Consider the following 17,675-nt stretch of genomic DNA (forward strand, 5'->3'; position numbering starts at 1 on the left):
ACGCTTGGAGTCGAAAGGCATCGACGCACAGGAGTCGTCATCAGACGACAGTGCCAAGTCGGTGCCTTGACCTGAGGGGGGAATGCACTTGGCTAGGTCAGATGTTCCAATGCAAGATTTATAACGGCTTCGCATCCACCATCTGGGTGAGTTCCGATGTCAAATTGCCAGCCGTAGCGGTGACACAGGTCATCCACAATCATTAAACCCAGCCCATGTCCTTCTGAATGAGGGATACTGGAAAAACCTTCCCCTTCATCACGAACCCAAATGGTATCTTCGTTCATGCCAATATGGATCGCCCCGTATGGCGTTGCCGCAATGCCATTTCGGATCAAGTTACCAAGAATGATGGTCAAGACCGCATTGGTAGCGCGCGTTTTGGGGTTACCGTCTATCTGCACATCAAAACTGAGTGCTTTCTCATCCGCTTGCGCCTGACTTTGCGCAATAATTTGTGTGAGCTCTTCTTCGCTAATGCTTCGTACGGGTGAGTCGTCTGTATTGCGTTCATATCGCACTAAGCCGAGTAGGGCGTCCACCATCGTCGACATTTGTTGCGTTGCATCTTGAATACGATGAACCTGTCGCGTTTGAAAATCCGTACTGGCGCTTCTAGCCAATAAACTGCTTGAGCCTTTCATTACCGTCAATGGTGTGCGTAGTTCATGGCTTGCGTAACGCGCAAAAGCTTGCTCCCGCTTGATTACTTGATTGATCTTACGGCGATACTCATTAAGCTCATCCGCTAAGGTTTGAAACTCTTTTGCCGAACTTTCCGGCACACTAAAGGTTTGGGTTGGATCACCTTGGTGTTGGTCAAGTTGCGTTTTTAGGGCGTTAACAGGCTCGATCAAGCGTTGTGATAACCGCAGTAACAAGCTACCAAACAAGAACACCAAGATTGCGACGATAGACAGCACCATAGCAACCACCATGATGAACTCTTCGGTGGTAATTTCGATTTCATCAATCAGGGATACGAGGATTACTGGATGCTCTACACCTTTACTGGTGTAGGTGCTCATATAAATCATTCTTGAACTTGGCTCATCCCCGACTTCATCCAAAAAATGTTTTTTACCTATTAAATACTTCTGAAATGGGGCAGGTACTAAGGCAATGTCGTTGTAGGCGGTGGTCAAGAGGTCTAATTGTATAACGCCTGCATTTGGATGAGATTGAAAGTGTTCGATCGCCTCTTTTTTATCGATCATGATCCGGCGCTCGCCGACACGATCTTCTGACCATAAAAGAGCACCAGTGATGAGTGCAAAGCAGAAAATACCGATAACGACAGAAACGAAAGAAAAAAACAGAGCGAGTCGCCCTGTCATACTTTGTGTGCTTTGAGTACTGGCAAGTAAGCGGTTGATCATGCACCTGTCTCCAAGCGGAAGCCAACTTTTGGAACCGTAATGAGCACATGTCGTTCGAACGGCTTATCAACTTGGTTTCGCAGTTGGTAGATATGGCTGCGCAGTACGTCGTTGTTCGGCTCGTTCTCTTGCCATAGACGAAATGCAATGTCTTCGCGAGTGACGACATCTGGTGCGTTCTTCACCAACATTTCCAAAATTGTATAAGTGGTCGGATTGAGGGCGAGAAGCTTATCTTGGCGATATGCTTTACGGGTTTTCTGATCGATTGAGACTTCACCATAGGTTAACTTGCAAGACGCGACCGTACCGCGATAACGGCGAATCAAAGCGGTCATGCGTGCTTCCAATATGTCTAGATCGAAAGGTTTTGTCAGATAGTCATCCGCACCGTGGTTGAAACCTTTTAACATGTCGTCTCGACTGTCGAGCGCGGTGAGCATCAATACAGGCGTATTGTTGCCTGCTTCGCGTAATTTATTGCACACAGTCAAGCCATCCATGCGAGGTAGCATTAGATCAAGCAGAATAATATCGAAGGTATTTTCCATCGCTAATTTCAGACCAAGCTCGCCATTGTCAGCGTAATCGAGTTCCATACCCGCACACTCAAAATAGTCGAACAGCATGCCTGCAATTTCTCGATTGTCTTCGACCAAAAGTACGCGTTTCATGTATTTCTCTCCAATTTGGCAGGTTTTGGAAATTAGGGACTTTTCTTAACAGAACATTATGCACTAAGGGCGTGAAAAAGATGTCAACAACATCTCTTTCACATGGTGACTTGTAGACTGCATCCATTCATTGGATTTAGTGGAAGAGTAGCATGTCAACCTTCAACATTCACGCCGCAACCTTTTCAAAGGTGAGCCAACACGCTGAGCCTAAAACAGTCTTGTCTGTTGTGGTGCCATTCTTTAACGAGCAAGAAGTCTTGCCAGAATTCCATCGTCGTCTCACAGCAGTATTGGATGACATACCTGAGCGATGTGAAATCGTGTATGTCGATGACGGTAGCAAAGACGACAGTTTAATGATTGCTCAAAACTTTTCTCAATCTTCTAGCGACGTTCGCTGTCTAGCACTTAGCCGTAACTTTGGTAAGGAATCGGCGATGAGTGCCGGTCTTGAGCATTGTCATGGCGAAGCTGTGATCGTGATTGATGCCGACCTACAAGATCCACCAGAGCTTATTCCAAAGATGCTATCTAAGTGGCGTGAAGGTTACGACGTGGTCAACATGCAGCGCAGCGAACGCCATGGCGAGACATGGTTTAAGCGCTTTTCAGCGGCGTGCTTTTACAAAGTCCTAAACAGTATGGCGAAGCTTGATGTTCCGGAAAATGTTGGAGACTTTCGCTTATTAAGCGCCAACGTTGTCAAACACATCAATGCTCTGCCAGAACGTAATCGCTATATGAAGGGCATTTTTTCTTGGCCTGGATTTAAGCAAGTTACGGTGCCGTTTGAACGTGATGCTCGCTTTTGCGGTGAAACCAAATGGAATTACCTCAAGCTGATCGGACTCGCGATGGACGGTATCACTTCCTTTTCTATCCGTCCTTTACGCCTAGCAACGCTTGCAGGTGCGTTAGTTGCGTTCAGTGCATTTATCTACGGCGCATTCATTGTGATGAAAACGGTCGTATTTGGAGAGCCAGTTTCCGGCTATCCATCCATGATGGTGGTTCAACTCGCACTTGGTGGTGTCCAATTGCTCTCTATCGGATTGCTTGGTGAATACATCGGGCGCATTTTCATCGAAACCAAGCAACGACCTCTTTATCTTATCCAGTCTGTTTTCGAGCGACCAGCAAAACATCAAACCATCCAAGCTATGAAGTTTAAATTTGGAGAATCTGCGTCGTCATGAGTATTAATAAAACCCACCTATGGCTGTTGTTGGCGTTCGCGTTGTTACTTCGCCTTATTTCTTTGGCTACGTATCCACTTATGGATACGACAGAAGCTCGCTATGGCGAAATGGCGCGTTTGATGGTGGAGACCGGTAATTGGCTCACCCCACAATTTGATTACGGCGTGCCATTTTGGGGTAAGCCACCTCTGTTTACTTGGATGAGTGCGTATGGCATTGAGTTATTTGGGCTAAATGAGTTTGCGGTGCGCGCACCTCATTGGTTAGCGGGTGTCGCGACTATTATTTTTGTTGCAGCCATGGCGTATCGTGCTGGTTTTAGTGCGCTTGTCGCATCGTTAGTGTTGGCAACATGTGGCATTTTCTCGATTGCAGCGGGCGCGGTGATGACGGATATGGCACTCACGTTAGCTATGACAATGGCTATGTTTGGCTTTTATTATTGTTGGCTCGGAAAAGACAAACACAGCCAACTTTGGGGCTATCTGGGGTTCTTCGGTCTGGCGTGTGGGTTACTCGCAAAAGGTCCGGTTGCGATTGTTATCATGGGGATTGCTGTCTTTCCTTGGCTGGTTATTCAGCATGGCTTTTTTGGTGCTTTTAAAGCCTTGTGGCTGCGTTTTCCATTGATTTCAGGCTTAGCGTTGATGTTGGCGATCGCACTGCCTTGGTACATCATGGCGGAGATGGCGACGCCGGGGTTCATTGATTATTTCATTGTTGGTGAGCACTTTAAACGCTTTGTCGTAAGTGGATGGGAGGGGGATCTATATGGTTCTGCTCATGACCAACCACGTGGCATGATTTGGCTATTCTGGCTGCAATCGGCTGCGCCATGGTCGCTCGTGTTGCCTGTTCTGGTGTGGAAGCGCCGACACACAATCAAATCAATAGAAACGGATCATCAAGGCTTGTTCAGTTTCTTAATGTGTTGGCTGATCTCGCCAATGGTTTTGTTCACTATGGCAGGGAACATTTTGCCGGCCTACGTGCTACCAGGTGTTCCAGCATTGGGTATCCTGATTGCAATGTTAGTGGATAAATATGACTTTAAGTGGCTTACTGGCACGGCAGCAGTGTTACCTGTGCTGCTTATGATCGCTATGTTGGTCTTAAACATGGGCAAAGCAGACAGCCGAAGTGATCGTATTCTATTTGCAGAGATCACCGACAATGCACCTGTTTTTTACATTGGGAAACGTCCGTTCTCTGGTCAATTTTATAGCCAAGGACAAGCGAAAAAACTGGAAGATGTAACAGAGCTCAATCAACTAAATAAGTTCTACCTCATTGGTAAAGAACGACAAGTTGACAAGTTGATCCATGATAACGCCTTGAGCTGTACTAATGAGTTTACTGCTAAGTCAAAGCGCACGCTCTATACCTGCGTTATATACCCAAATAACCTCGAGATGCTAGGTTCAGCGAGAACGACTTGGTTTTTAGACGCGGCGGCGATTTAAAGGTCTAGTGGGTCGAAATCAAGAATCGGCAACAAAGTATACAAGCCAAGGCCCTTATATTTGCAAAGAGCGCCCTTTGGGAGCGTGTCTTTGACTCGCTTTTTTAGTCAAACAAATGGCTGCGTCAAACAACTTGGGAAGAGCTGGCTATTACACAGCGTTGTTTTCCTTGCTCTCGAATCAATGACAACGCTCTGAATTCTGCATCTTGAAGTCACTTGGGTATAGGGTAACGTGATGAGTAGATTATTGACATTTGCTATGGTGGGTGGTGTCGGCTTCATCGTCGATACCCTCATTTTTATGGTTTTATTTCAATGGGCTGGGGTCGAATTAATGATAGCTCGAGGGCTGGCATTTTGCGTTGCTGCGACCACAACATGGTTGGGCAATCGATGTTTGACGTTTTCGCAATCAACAAAGGATAGAGCATTTAACCAATGGCAAAAGTTTATGCTTAGCGCAAGCATCAGCGCATTACCAAACTTTGCCGTTTTCAAAGTCACCACACTCTTATTGGGTACACAAGGGACAACAGTTTACATTGCTTTAGTGATGGGAATTTTGGCGGGTATGGTGAGCAATTACTTGCTGAGTATGCACTGGGTGTTCCAACAATCGAGCGAATAATGGCTTGGTTATCCAGATAATAATTGCAGTGAAAACAAAAAGATGAGGAAAATTAAATGTGATCTAAATCACGAAATGATTAATCGACTCGTAAGCATACCTCTACTTTAATATTTGATTACTTTCATATAAAAGCCATCTTTTTTGTAAGGTTTAAGTTCCGTAAATACAAAGAGTTATACTATCAACTTAATCACTTTATTTATTGTGCAGCTCATTACCTTTAAATATAAAATCCCCTCGCCAGTTAATTCTGTTAATAAAATTGATCTTTCTGTTCTTTTTCTGTTCATATCTTGGCGCCTCCTGTTCACTTCTGTTGTTTAAAATCCACGATATTTCAAAAACTAACGCCAACTTATTTTTAGTTACAGAGGTTTCTATGTTTAACAGTATACGAACGCGAATTGCGGTCAGCGCTGGTGGAGCGATGGCTTTCACTTTGCTTATTGCCATGGGAATGACCACAAACGCATTTACCGATGTAAACAAACAAGTGAACGAGAAGGTCAAAACGCAGTTAACAGATGCGACCAACACCGACTTGCAAAATACCGCAATTCAGCAAGGTTTGAATGTAGCCAACCAACTCGATCCTGTGTTGGCAAACCTTAAACAAGTACGTTCGATTATTGAGCTAAGTGCAGAGACAGATGCGAGCGCAGATCTTATTGTTAAACAGTTTACTGCCGCATTAGAAGCACAAAACAAAGCCGTATTTGCTGGTTATATGGTTTGGCAAGACAAAACATGGTCACAGCAAACGACTTTTAGTCCTGAAATCGGCTTTAACAGCCAAGGCTATCTCGCACCTTTCTTCTCTCCAAACGATAAGAATAGCTTTGACGCTGTCGCAATGGAGAGCTTTAGTAATACGGAGTTAAACAACAACGGTGAGCGTAAAGACGATTGGCACTTAATGCCTTACGAAACAGGCAAAACTTTCGTAATGGAGCCGTACTTTTATCCAGTTCGTGGTAAACAAGAGTTGATCACTACCATCAGTCAGCCAATTAAGCAGGATGGTAAAATCATTGGCTCACTCGGTTTTGATCTCTCGCTACACGAGCTGCAAAGTCAGAGTGAGTTGTTTGCACGAGACCTGTTTGAAGGGCAAGGAAAAATCCTTATCACATCATGGAAAGGCATTACATTGGCAAACAGTCGTGATGCAGAAATGGTAGGCAAGAAGGTGTCTTCTGAGCTTGCCGCACAGTGGGCAAAAATTCAGTCGATCGCGAAAGAAAAAGGCGCTGGTCTCGTTACTTTTGGTGGTGACGAATATGCGATTACGTCAATTGAAACGAGTGATGCTCCGTGGGTAGTCATGGTGTCAGTTCCCAGCAACTATCTTACAAAAAGCGTCGACACCTACCAACAATGGAGTGATGAGCAGAATACAAAAGCGCTTGAAAAAGGTGTGTGGGCGGGGATCATCGCTGCTCTTTTAGGTATTGCTGCTATGGCGTTTATTGCCAGCTCTTTAGGTAAAGTACTCAATAACTTAGTCGAGCGCTTTAAAGATGCGGCACAAGGCGAAGGCGATCTGACCTACCGCATTGAAGTGAAAGGCAAAGATGAAACAGCGCAGCTTGCCCACTGGTTCAATACTTTCTTATCCCGTATGCAAGAAATGTTGTTGACGGTAATGAGCACGGCAGATCAGGTAGATAAGAACGCCACAGAAGGTCAAACGCGAGCAGCGGCATCTCGTGATCAACTCAACGCGCAGGTGAATGAAGTGAATTCACTGGCAACTGCAATCAATGAGATGAGTGCAACCGCGCAAGAAGTTGCAAACTCTGCGGTTCAAGCGGCTGCTGCAGCAAGCCAAGTGCAAAGCAACAGCCTAAATGGCATGACACGCATGGACAATGCGGCGAGTGCGGTCGATAACTTAGCGATGCAAGTCAACGATGCACAGCAGCAAACGCAAAACTTGGTCGATTCTAGTACCGCGATTCAGGGTATTTTGAGTGAGATTGGTGGCATTGCTGAACAAACCAACCTGTTGGCACTGAATGCAGCGATTGAGGCGGCACGTGCAGGTGAAGCGGGTCGAGGTTTTGCAGTAGTAGCGGATGAAGTTCGAAATCTAGCAAATCGTACTCAAGGTTCAACAGAAGAAATCCGCGCTATGTTGGCTCGCTTAGAACAAGAGACACAATCTATTGTCGTGTTGATGGAGCAAAGTCAGAAACAAGCCATTGATACCAAGGGCGAGACTCAAGCAGCGCATTTGGCTCTGTCTGAAATCAACCAAGCGATTGAAGTCATCAATGACATGAACAATCAGATTGCTTCTGCAGCAGAAGAGCAAAGTTCCGTGTCAGAAGAGATCAACCGCAATGTTGTGATCATCAACGATACGGCGGTAGAGGTGATGGACACCATGACATCATCGGTTGAAATCAGTAACGAGTTGACGGTCAAAGCTGGCGATCTTCACGGAGAACTCAGTAAATTCAAGCTTTCCTAGTTTGTTTTTACTACCCTATAGTTTTATCGAACCGAGCGCATCGAGCGCTCGGTTTTTTTATGTCCTAAATAACCTGTCCAATTTTTTCTTCTGTATCTGCGTCTTTTTAAATTCAGATTCGTCTTATAGGTATGGAATGGAAAGAAGTCGATTGTACGCCCACATATCTCAAGGTGACTTAGATATACAAATTGGGTATGTGAGATGAAATTTTATTCATCTTGTGTCGTGGTTTGAGCGTTTTGATTGAAGTTGATTTTATAAATCAACTTGCATGTCGAATGAGAATTTACCGTATGTGGTTTTTACTGAATTTTAGAACTTGTTCTAGATCATTAAAGTGTTCAAAAATGCAATCTTTGATTTTAAATATTTAAACTTTGACAAGGTTTAAGAAATTAAACCGAATTCATATGTTTTTGGTGATCTTGTTCAACTATTGTGCGTGATTTTGATCATTTATTCGATTTTTGCTGGTGTTTTGAGCGTGAGTTTGCGGTTTACAGAAGTTTACTCTGTATTGCTGAACCTACCCGAAAGGAGTAGTTTTTAGTCATTGAGTTCAAAAATGTAAACCGAAATGATGAGCGTAAAGCAAGTTAGATTCACCGACGAAGACAGAGCATGTTTAAGCAACTATTTTCGCTTGGCAGATACAATCGCCGACTTGATCGGACCGTATTGCGAAGTCGTTATTCATTCATTTGAAAGCTTAGAAAATTCAGTCGTGAAGATTGTGAATGGTCATCATACTGGGCGTGAAATTGGCTCGCCAATCACTGATTTGGGCTTACGTATGTGGAGCACCTTCGAGAAAACGGGCGAGGTCTCTCCGAAGAGTTATTTCACCAATGCCGCCGATGGTTCGCTACTGAAATCGACCACGTGCATTTTGGCTGGTCCAGAGCAAAAGCCGATTGGCATGCTATGTATCAACATGAATTTATCTTTCCCATTCCCTGAGATCGTCAAGACGCTGATGCCACAATGTCACGTATCACAAACCTTGGTCAGTGAGACCTTCAGTAACAACGCCAATGATGTCATCAAGCAAGCGTTAAGTGCTGCCACGCAAGAGGTTGACCAAGATGAGACGGTTTCAGCTAAAGGTCGTAACAAAGCCATTATTCGTTGTTTGTTTGATAACGGTGTATTTGAGCTAAAAGAAACGACGACACAAGTATCAGAGCAACTTGGGATTAGCCGTCAGGCGGTTTACAAGTTTATCCGAGAATTTAAATCAGAATAAAATTAATCACTTAGGAGTTGTATCGTGAAAAAAATTATTGCCACTGAACAAGCACCAGCAGCTATCGGTCCTTACTCTCAAGGCACAGCTTACGGCGACATGGTTTACACATCAGGTCAGTTGCCACTGGTTCCAGAAACCATGCAATTTGTTGAAGGCGGCATCAAAGAACAAGCTCGTCAGTCACTAGAAAACTTAAAAGCAGTTCTAGAAGCAAGCGGTGCGGGTCTAGACACAGTATTGAAGACGACATGCTTCCTATCAGACATGGAAAACTTCGCCGCCTTTAACGAAGTGTACACAGAAGTATTTGGTACAGAAAACGCACCCGCTCGCTCTTGCGTTGAAGCAGCAAGACTACCAAAAGACGCATTGGTTGAAGTTGAAGCCATTGCATACAAAAAGTAACCGATTTTCGGACATAAATGGGTATCAATAGGAGATTCTCATGAGCGTTTCACTTATTGGATTGAGCATCCTGTTCTTTGGGTTCTACGCATTACTTGCGAACTTTAAAAAACAAAAGAAAAGCTTTAACTTCCGCGTACTGAGTGCGCTTGCTGCTGGCCTGTTATTCGGCGGTGCAATTCAGCTCGTATTCGGCGTAGGCAACGTTGCAACGGCAGGTTTTGCTGAACTGATTTCTGTGTTCGGTAAAGGCTACATCAAGCTTCTACAAATGATCGTAATCCCACTAGTATTTGTGGCGATGATCTCTTCGATCATGAACGTAGAAGGCGGCGGTGCACTATCGCGTATCGCACCAAAAATCATCGGTATTCTACTTTTCACTTGTGCTATTTCTGCTGCAGTGGGCATCGCAAGTATTTACCTGTTCGGTATCGATGCAAACGCACTAGTGAGCACTATCGGCACTAACAGCGCTATTGAAGCGCGTGGCGACTCTCTGATTGCAACGCAAGATGCGATGGCGAGCAGCGGCCTGTCAGGTATGGCTCTGTCTATCATCCCAACGAACATCTTTGACATGCTAACGGGCTCTCAACGTACTTCGACGCTATCGACCGTCCTGTTCGGTATGTTCCTTGGCTACTGTATCCTGCAAGTGAAAAACCGTAAGCCAGAGAAAGTGCAAAACTTTGTTGATTTCATCAACTCAGCAAAAGAAGTAGTGCTTTCAATGGTACGTGAAATTCTGAAGCTGACGCCTTACGGTGTATTTGCTCTGATGACTACGTTCATGATGACAAACGATTTGTTCGCACTAGCAGAAATGGGTCGATTCCTACTAGCAAGCTACGTGGCAATCGGTGTAATGTTCGCTATCCACTTCGTGATGGTGTCTTTGTTCGGTCTGTCTCCTGCTAAGTTCATGAAGAAAATCTGGCCAGTGCTCGTATTTGGCTTCGGTTCTCGCTCAAGCATGGCGGCAATCCCACTAAACGTTGAAACTCAAACTCAACGTCTAGGTGTGGACGAAGAAACAGCAAACATGTCAGCAACATTCGGTACCAGTATCGGTCAGAACGGTTGTGCGGGTATCTACCCAGCAATGCTAGCTATCATGGCGGCTCAAGTAATGGGCATGCCAGTTGACCTAGGCTTCATCCTACAACTGATTGCTGTAATCGCGATTGCTTCATTCGGTATCGCAGGTGTTGGTGGCGGTGCAACGTTCGCAGCAGTAGCGGTACTAACCATCATGGGTCTAGACATTACGGTTGTGGCGATTCTGGTTTCTATCGAAGCGCTTATCGATATGGCTCGTACCGCGCTTAACATCTCTGGCTCAATGTTGTCAGGTGTACTAACAGCGAAGAAGAATGGCTCACTAAACACTGAGCAATACAACGCAGATGTGGCTGCAACAGTAACAAAAGAAGCAGCAGTGTAATTTCCAAACTTAATAAAGAGCACCCAACATGGGTGCTCTCCGTTTTTCCTGAGTTCAGGTTATTTAGGTAATAAATATGAAAGTTGTTGTCGTAGGCGGTAGCGCTGCAGGTATGAGTTTCGCAGCGAAATACAAACGTAATCAGCCATCAGATGAAGTGATTGTGCTAGATAAGCGCGATTACATCTCGTTCGGTGCGTGTGGTTTACCTTACTTTGCTGGTGGCATGTTTGATGACACTGAGCGCATGATTTCTCGTACGCCAGAACAAGCGATTAAATCTGGTTTAGACGTGCGCATTGAAACTGAAATGGTGGCACTAGACCGCACAGAAAAGCAGATCAAAGTTCGTCACCAAGGCGAAGAAAGCACGATCAATTACGATATGTTAGTGATTGCCACTGGCGCACGCCCAATCGTGCCATCGTTTGGCGAGTTCAACCCAGAGCACGTATACACGCTAACCAGCATGGAAGATGGCTTGGCAGTAAAAGAAGCGCTTAAGGGCAGCAACAAACAACGCGTTTGCGTTATCGGCGGCGGCTTTATCGGCCTTGAAGTGTTCGATGCAGCGCACCTACTAGGTAAACACGTCACCATCATTGAGCGTGAACAACACGTGATGAGTCGTCAGTTCAGCCCAGAAATGATTGAAGTGGTAGAAGGCGCGATTCGTGAATCTGGCGCTGAGCTTAAAACTGGTTGCAGCGTATCAGCCATTCGCGACGCAGAGCAGGGCGGTTACATCGTAGAAACCGACAACGGCAATGTTGAAGCAGACGTTGTGATCATGTCACTTGGCTTCAAACCAAACACAGAAGCGTTCGAGCTACCGAAAGCAGCGAACGGCGCACTACTCGTAGATGAGTTTGGCGCAACAGAAGATGCACACATTTACGCTGTCGGCGACTGCGCTGTGGTTCACCACATGGCGCTAGGAAAATCAGTGTATGTTCCACTGGCAACCACTGCTAACAAACAAGCGCGCATGATGGCTGACAAACTAGCTGGCAAAGACACTTACATGAGTGGTTTCTTGGGCTCGTCTTGCTTGAAAGTGCTGGATTACGAACTGGCATGCACAGGCGTATCGGAACTTCTAGCTAAAGAACACGGTTTGGAAGTGAAGGTTTCAACCATTTCAGATAAGAACCAAACCGACTACTACCCAGGTCAAGAAGACATTAAAGTGAAGCTGGTTTACCACCCAGAAACCAATGTATTGCTTGGCGGTGAAATCGTGGGCAAGAAGGGCGCAGTAGGCCGAATCAACGCACTCGCTGTTGCTATCACTGCGAAGATGACCACACAGCAACTAGGCTATATGGACTTCTGCTACGCACCACCATTCGCACGTACATGGGATGCACTAAACGTTGCAGGTAACGTAGCGAAATAATTTAGTTATCCACGTAGATCAAACAAAACAAAAGGGCTCCAGAGTTGTTTCTAGAGCCCTTTTTAGCATTCAAGTTCTATTGAATTAACGACGTTTTGGTTTGCGTTGACCTGCTGGTTTGCCTTGACCTTGAGGGCGACCTTGACCTTGCGAGCCCGTACCGTTTGAGCGATTTTGGTTGTTGCTACCAGGGCGTGAGCCAGAATTTGGACGTTGACCGTTAGCGCCGCCATTACCGCGGTTTTGGTTTCCACGACCTTGTCCATTTGAGCCGCCTTGTGCTTTGCCTGAACCGTTGCGGTGACCAGATGGCTTGCCATCACGTGAGCCACCTTCAGAGCGCTTGTTCAAGTGACCACCGAAGCCTGGTTGGTTCTTGGTGTGTTTGGTTGCAAAACGATTTGCGCCGTGGCGACCAGACTTACGACGTTGCGCTGGTGTCTGTGCATCAATGTCTTCTGCAGGGACTAGACAGGTTGGCTTGTCACCAATCAAGTGCTTTTTACCCATGCTGATCAGTGCTTCACGGATCATCGGCCAGTTAGCTGGATCGTGGTAGCGAAGTAGGGCTTTATGTAGGCGACGTTGACGTTCACCTTTCGCTACTGGCACATCTTCACGTTGCTTGTACTTCACGCGTTTCAGAGGGTTTGTCTCTGAGTAGTACATCGACGTTGCGTTACACATTGGTGATGGGTAGAAGTTCTGTACTTGGTCACATTCGAAGTTGTTCTTCTTCAGCCATAGTGCCAAGTTCAGCATGTCTTCATCTTCAGTACCTGGGTGCGCCGAGATGAAGTAAGGGATCAGGTATTGTTTTTTACCCGCTTCCGCGCTGTACTTCTCAAACATCTCTTTAAAGCGGTCGTAAGTACCCATGCCCGGCTTCATCATCAGATCCAGTGGACCTTTCTCTGTGTGCTCTGGTGCAATTTTCAGGTAACCACCGACGTGATGAGTCACAAGCTCTTTGACGTATTCTGGTGATTCAATCGCAAGGTCGTAACGTACGCCAGATGCGATCATGACTTTCTTCACACCTTCTACTTTACGCGCGGCGCGGTAAAGATCGATGGTGTGTTTATGGTCTGTGTTTAGCTTGTTACAGATGCCCGGGAACACGCAAGAAGGGCGACGACAGTTTGCTTCTGCTTTCGGATCGCTACAACCAAGACGGTACATGTTTGCTGTTGGGCCACCCAAGTCAGAGATTGTGCCCGTAAAGCCAGGAACTTTGTCGCGGATCTCTTCCAACTCATTAATGATGGACTCTTGCGAACGGTTTTGGATGATACGACCTTCGTGTTCGGTAATTGAACAGAAAGAACAGCCACCAAAACAGCCACGCATGATGTTAACCGAAGTTTTGATCATGTCGTAAGCCGGGATCTTTGCTTTGCCATACATAGGGTGAGGAACACGCGCGTACGATAGGCCGAATACGTAATCCATTTCTTCTGTCGTCAAAGGAATTGGCGCTTGGTTTACCCAAAGCTCACGGTCGCCATGACGTTGCAATAGAGCACGACCCGAATATGGGTTGGTCTCTAAGTGCAGAACACGGCTGGCATGGGCATAAAGAATGCGGTCGTTGTGCAATTTTTCGAAGGCTGGTAGGCGCACCGCTGTGTTCGCTGCATCATGACGTGATGGACGAATCGTGATTGGCTGTGCAACAGGCTCTTCTTTTTTGGTATCGCACTGAGTTTCCACTTCGTATGGGTTCTTTGGTACGAACGCTTCTTTACGAGGTTTCTCAATACGAGAAGAATCGATAACGGTGTAACCTTCTGGTTCAGCTGGTAGGTTAACTGCCGTACCGCGAATATTGGTCATGGTAGAAATATCTTCGCCATCAGCCAGGCGGTGAGCCACTTCCACTAGGGCACGTTCTGCGTTACCAAAAAGAAGGATGTCAGCTTTTGCATCGAACAGAACAGAGCGGCGCACTTTATCTGACCAATAATCGTAGTGAGCTACGCGACGTAAGCTAGCTTCGATACCACCAAGAACGATAGGTGTGCCTTTATAAGCTTCACGGCAACGTTGCGAGTACACCAACGTTGCACGATCTGGGCGTTTTCCGCCTTCGTTGTTTGGCGTGTAAGCATCATCATGACGAAGTTTTTTGTCCGCCGTGTAACGGTTGATCATGGAGTCCATGTTACCCGCGGTGATTCCGAAGAACAGATTTGGCTTACCAAGCTGCATGAAAGCATCTTTGTTGTTCCATTCTGGTTGAGCAATGATACCGACGCGGAAGCCTTGTGCCTCCAACAGACGACCGATGATTGCCATACCAAAGCTCGGGTGGTCCACATACGCGTCACCCGTGACAATGATAATGTCACAACTATCCCATCCTAGGGCATCCATTTCTTTGCGACTGGTCGGCAAGAAAGGTGCCGTACCAAAACACTCAGCCCAGTATTTTTTGTACTCATGAATAGGAGTAATGTCGTTGGTCATATTTTGCTCTCTGTTCCAAGGAGCGCGAATTATAGCGATTTGATGATCAGGTATCTATACCCAACTCTCTTAATCAAGCTTAGTTCAGCCACTTTTATTTCTAGATGAAAATGACTCGCAATTAGAGGTGGCTTTTCTTGTGTTATCTCCTTCTAGCCCTTGTGGTTATTGCCTTTGTCTAAGATTAAAAATTATCGTTACGCAATAGTGTGCTTATGTAAAACTCTTCCTATAATTTAACTAGTGCATACAAATGCATACGTCATTTTGACTCCAAATAATGACTGAATGCGTAGACATTCCAGATTGTGTTTTGACCACTTTGCAATCATAAAAAAACAGCAAAACGCGGCGACACGATGGGAAATCATTAGACAGAGTGAAAGGCTAAAAATAGGGGGCTAGGTAATGAGTGAAGTATTGTCTATTGCACAAGGAGAAGTGCACCCAGCGTCCGGTCAACATCAAATCATCGAGTGGTCTTATGATATCTATACTCGAGAGTTCGAATGTGACCAACGAGGGATGATGTCCATATTCGGCTTAAAAGAGCCATTAAAAGGGTTGGATGATTTGTTTGACCACATGCTGCTGGGTCAACAGGGGGCTGCGAGGGAGAAAGTCTCTCAAGTAGAGCTTAATGGCGGGCATGGCAGTTTGTCTTGCTGTTTAATGCCTAACGAATCCATGCTGGTCCACGTTGATTTGAGTTTTGAACGTCTTAATGATCATGTGGTTCAAGGTATGGTTATCCCCCAACTCAGTATTACAGGTTGTGAAGAGCTGGCAAAAATTCTCGAAACGATTTTTGATTTGCCAAACGTTGGCATCTTAGTCGCCGATCAGGAAACAAGAATTCTTGGCTGTAATCGAGCCTTTGAGCAGCAAATGGGGTATGAAAATCGTGATATTGTTGGTTTGAAAACCTACATTTTTAGCTCGGACCATCACAGCAAAGCTTTTTATGACGATATCTGGGAACAGATTGATCAAGAAGGTTTCTGGAATGGGAACCTATTGAGCCGCACTGCCAACGGTAGCAATCAAGCGCATCATTTATGTATTTATCGTTTGAACTTCACTTCGGGTCGAACGCTCTTTCTTGGTTTTTCGACGGACATTTCTGCATCGTTATTGTGGATGAAGAAAGCCGGAGAACAACCCCAACAATGGTCTGCTTTCCTGCCTCCACGTGAAGAGTTCGAATCTCGACTTGCCAAGCTAGTACAAGAAACTGGTAACAAAGAGCTTAATATCGTTATGACTCTGCGTCCTAATTTCTCACCAAAAACCATACTCGAACAACAACTCGGTTTTGCTGATTTTGTGATGCGCAGCCGACACGCGAGTATTGCCGGTCAATTGTCAAAAGATGTGTTTGTGGTGTGTTTGCAAACTCCGCACTGTCAGTGGTTAAGCCCTCTACGTCTGATCCAAATTGCACTAAGAGGCTTCTTTGTTGAACTAAGAAATGAATTAGGAACCAGTATGCATGATGTGATTGTAGAGGGACAAATGGGGGTGTCAGTCCTAGGCTACGATACTAATAACCCAAGACAGGCACTAGTACACGCTGCTCAAGCGATGGTTTCCTCATCTTCTGGGGATAAGAGCTACTTCAATTTTTACAACAGTGAACTGCACGATGAGTTGGTTAAGCGTCATCATTTAGAAGCGTTTTTAAGAACGCAAATTGAGAGTCAGTTGGTTGATGTGTATTACCAACCGATCATTGAAACTCGTAGCGGAAAGGTGGTGAAGTTCGAAGCTTTGGCGCGCTTTTACCACCATAACAAAACCTATGACACGCAAGAAATGATTTCTGTAGTCGAAGACTTGGAGTTGGTCGCCGCTTTGGATGATGTGGTATGCCGAACGGCGCTGAAGCAATTGCCTCATATTCAAAAAGTGTATGGTGAGGATATTGGTTTAACTATTAATCGTTCATTAAATACCAAATTGGATTCGTTGCAAGTATTGCAAAGCTCGTTTGATTTGATCGCTGAAAGTGGAGTAGATCCAAGTCGAATCACTATTGAGCTCACTGAAACGGCTTACTTTGAACAAGACCAAGAACACACCACTGCCCTTGAAGAGCTACGAGGGCAGGGTATTAAGATCGCCATTGATGACTTTGGTACGGGGTACTCTTCGTTTTCTTATCTGGAAAAGGGGCAGTTTGATCTGCTTAAAATCGATCGTAAGTTTGTCAAAGATATCGAAGAGGGGAGCACTAAATACAACATCGTGAAGATGATTACGGAACTGGCACACAAACTTGGCGTTAAAGTCGTTGCCGAAGGCGTTGAATCGGAACAGGAATTACAAGTGCTTGCGAATGTGGGTGTGGATTATATGCAAGGCTTTTTGTTTTCTCAGGCGGTGCCATTGGTGTTACTAGATAAGCCGCAATGCCATCAGAAACGCTTTAAGGACGTCAAGGTTAAGCCAACTCACGACGCTCCTTTGTTGTCATTGAGTCATCGTGACGTTCGTCGCTTAGACCCGGGTGAGCCATTGTCGTTAGCGGTTGAATTTATGAACCTGAGCCCGGATGCGCCGCTCGTAGTCGTGAATGAAAAACGCTGTGTCGGACTGATCACCAAAGAGCAGGTGAACTTGCATTTGACGCCTGCAATGGGGACTGATTTGGAGTCAGAAAGAGAAAACCGCATTTGGAAACGTCCGGTAAACCAAATTATGAACACGGAATTTGAGCAAATAGATGCGAGTATTTCAGTTTCACAAGTTCGCGAGTTGGTCAAAACAGGCAAAAAATTTCCTTGGATTTTATGTGACTCGCAAAATGAATACCGCGGTTTATTGACCCAAGAAGATGTATTGACGTATCTAGCCACGCTCTAGTCGTGGCTTGG

General features: G+C 45.5%; 12 protein-coding genes. 9 read left to right on the top strand and 3 right to left on the bottom strand.

What is annotated here, in order from left to right; translation table 11 throughout:
• Positions 1 to 92: 92 nt before the first annotated feature.
• Together AACR11_RS23810 and AACR11_RS23815 are read right to left on the bottom strand one after the other, a co-directional pair.
• The gene (locus AACR11_RS23810; protein WP_029790921.1) at positions 93 to 1,379 is read right to left on the bottom strand and encodes a sensor histidine kinase; all 1,287 of its coding nucleotides are present in this window, start codon (positions 1,377 to 1,379) and stop codon (positions 93 to 95) included.
• Entirely contained in the window at positions 1,376 to 2,053 is a 678-nt protein-coding gene (locus AACR11_RS23815; protein ID WP_005444974.1) for a response regulator transcription factor, read from the bottom strand. The genes AACR11_RS23810 and AACR11_RS23815 overlap by 4 nt, the downstream gene beginning before the upstream one ends.
• Before the next feature lie 152 nt (positions 2,054 to 2,205).
• Between AACR11_RS23815 and AACR11_RS23820 the strand changes: the two genes are divergently transcribed.
• From AACR11_RS23820 to AACR11_RS23855, 8 genes are all read left to right on the top strand, one after another.
• On the top strand, positions 2,206 to 3,252 hold the full coding sequence (locus AACR11_RS23820; RefSeq protein ID WP_029790922.1) for a glycosyltransferase family 2 protein: 1,047 nt from the start codon (positions 2,206 to 2,208) through the stop codon (positions 3,250 to 3,252).
• Positions 3,249 to 4,718, top strand: coding sequence for an ArnT family glycosyltransferase (locus tag AACR11_RS23825; protein WP_029790924.1), 1,470 nt, complete (start codon positions 3,249 to 3,251; stop codon positions 4,716 to 4,718). The genes AACR11_RS23820 and AACR11_RS23825 overlap by 4 nt, the downstream gene beginning before the upstream one ends.
• A 237-nt stretch (positions 4,719 to 4,955) precedes the next feature.
• On the top strand, positions 4,956 to 5,348 hold the full coding sequence (locus tag AACR11_RS23830) for a GtrA family protein (RefSeq protein WP_029790926.1): 393 nt from the start codon (positions 4,956 to 4,958) through the stop codon (positions 5,346 to 5,348).
• 382 nt (positions 5,349 to 5,730) lie between these two features.
• Positions 5,731 to 7,827 (top strand): methyl-accepting chemotaxis protein, encoded by a 2,097-nt coding sequence (locus tag AACR11_RS23835; protein WP_029790928.1) that lies wholly within the window; start codon positions 5,731 to 5,733, stop codon positions 7,825 to 7,827.
• Positions 7,828 to 8,407: 580 nt separating this feature from the next.
• Entirely contained in the window at positions 8,408 to 9,076 is a 669-nt protein-coding gene (locus AACR11_RS23840) for a helix-turn-helix transcriptional regulator (protein ID WP_005444988.1), read from the top strand.
• Positions 9,077 to 9,100: 24 nt separating this feature from the next.
• The gene (locus AACR11_RS23845) at positions 9,101 to 9,484 is read left to right on the top strand and encodes a RidA family protein (RefSeq protein ID WP_005444990.1); all 384 of its coding nucleotides are present in this window, start codon (positions 9,101 to 9,103) and stop codon (positions 9,482 to 9,484) included.
• 40 nt (positions 9,485 to 9,524) lie between these two features.
• Positions 9,525 to 10,931: a cation:dicarboxylate symporter family transporter gene (locus AACR11_RS23850; protein WP_029790931.1), complete on the top strand. Its 1,407-nt coding sequence runs from the start codon at positions 9,525 to 9,527 to the stop codon at positions 10,929 to 10,931.
• A gap of 76 nt (positions 10,932 to 11,007) precedes the next feature.
• Entirely contained in the window at positions 11,008 to 12,330 is a 1,323-nt protein-coding gene (locus AACR11_RS23855) for a CoA-disulfide reductase (RefSeq protein WP_079325146.1), read from the top strand.
• A gap of 84 nt (positions 12,331 to 12,414) precedes the next feature.
• Here the strand turns inward: AACR11_RS23855 and AACR11_RS23860 are convergent, their stop codons facing one another.
• The gene (locus AACR11_RS23860) at positions 12,415 to 14,799 is read right to left on the bottom strand and encodes a YgiQ family radical SAM protein (protein ID WP_029790933.1); all 2,385 of its coding nucleotides are present in this window, start codon (positions 14,797 to 14,799) and stop codon (positions 12,415 to 12,417) included.
• Between the two features lie 408 nt (positions 14,800 to 15,207).
• On the opposite strand from AACR11_RS23860, the gene AACR11_RS23865 reads away from it, so the two are divergent.
• Positions 15,208 to 17,664, top strand: a complete 2,457-nt coding sequence (locus AACR11_RS23865) for an EAL domain-containing protein (RefSeq protein ID WP_029790934.1) — start codon at positions 15,208 to 15,210, stop codon at positions 17,662 to 17,664.
• Positions 17,665 to 17,675 lie beyond the last annotated feature (11 nt).

The organism is Vibrio sp. L85 (assembly GCF_963871815.1).
GTDB lineage: Bacteria > Pseudomonadota > Gammaproteobacteria > Enterobacterales > Vibrionaceae > Vibrio > Vibrio harveyi.

Coding starts and splice junctions, on each gene's coding strand:
- AACR11_RS23810 (WP_029790921.1), bottom strand. CDS start 1,379: ATGATCAACCGCTTACTTGCCAGTACTCAAAGCACACAAAGTATGACA.
- AACR11_RS23815 (WP_005444974.1), bottom strand. CDS start 2,053: ATGAAACGCGTACTTTTGGTCGAAGACAATCGAGAAATTGCAGGCATG.
- AACR11_RS23820 (WP_029790922.1), top strand. CDS start 2,206: ATGTCAACCTTCAACATTCACGCCGCAACCTTTTCAAAGGTGAGCCAA.
- AACR11_RS23825 (WP_029790924.1), top strand. CDS start 3,249: ATGAGTATTAATAAAACCCACCTATGGCTGTTGTTGGCGTTCGCGTTG.
- AACR11_RS23830 (WP_029790926.1), top strand. CDS start 4,956: ATGAGTAGATTATTGACATTTGCTATGGTGGGTGGTGTCGGCTTCATC.
- AACR11_RS23835 (WP_029790928.1), top strand. CDS start 5,731: ATGTTTAACAGTATACGAACGCGAATTGCGGTCAGCGCTGGTGGAGCG.
- AACR11_RS23840 (WP_005444988.1), top strand. CDS start 8,408: ATGATGAGCGTAAAGCAAGTTAGATTCACCGACGAAGACAGAGCATGT.
- AACR11_RS23850 (WP_029790931.1), top strand. CDS start 9,525: ATGAGCGTTTCACTTATTGGATTGAGCATCCTGTTCTTTGGGTTCTAC.
- AACR11_RS23855 (WP_079325146.1), top strand. CDS start 11,008: ATGAAAGTTGTTGTCGTAGGCGGTAGCGCTGCAGGTATGAGTTTCGCA.
- AACR11_RS23860 (WP_029790933.1), bottom strand. CDS start 14,799: ATGACCAACGACATTACTCCTATTCATGAGTACAAAAAATACTGGGCT.
- AACR11_RS23865 (WP_029790934.1), top strand. CDS start 15,208: ATGAGTGAAGTATTGTCTATTGCACAAGGAGAAGTGCACCCAGCGTCC.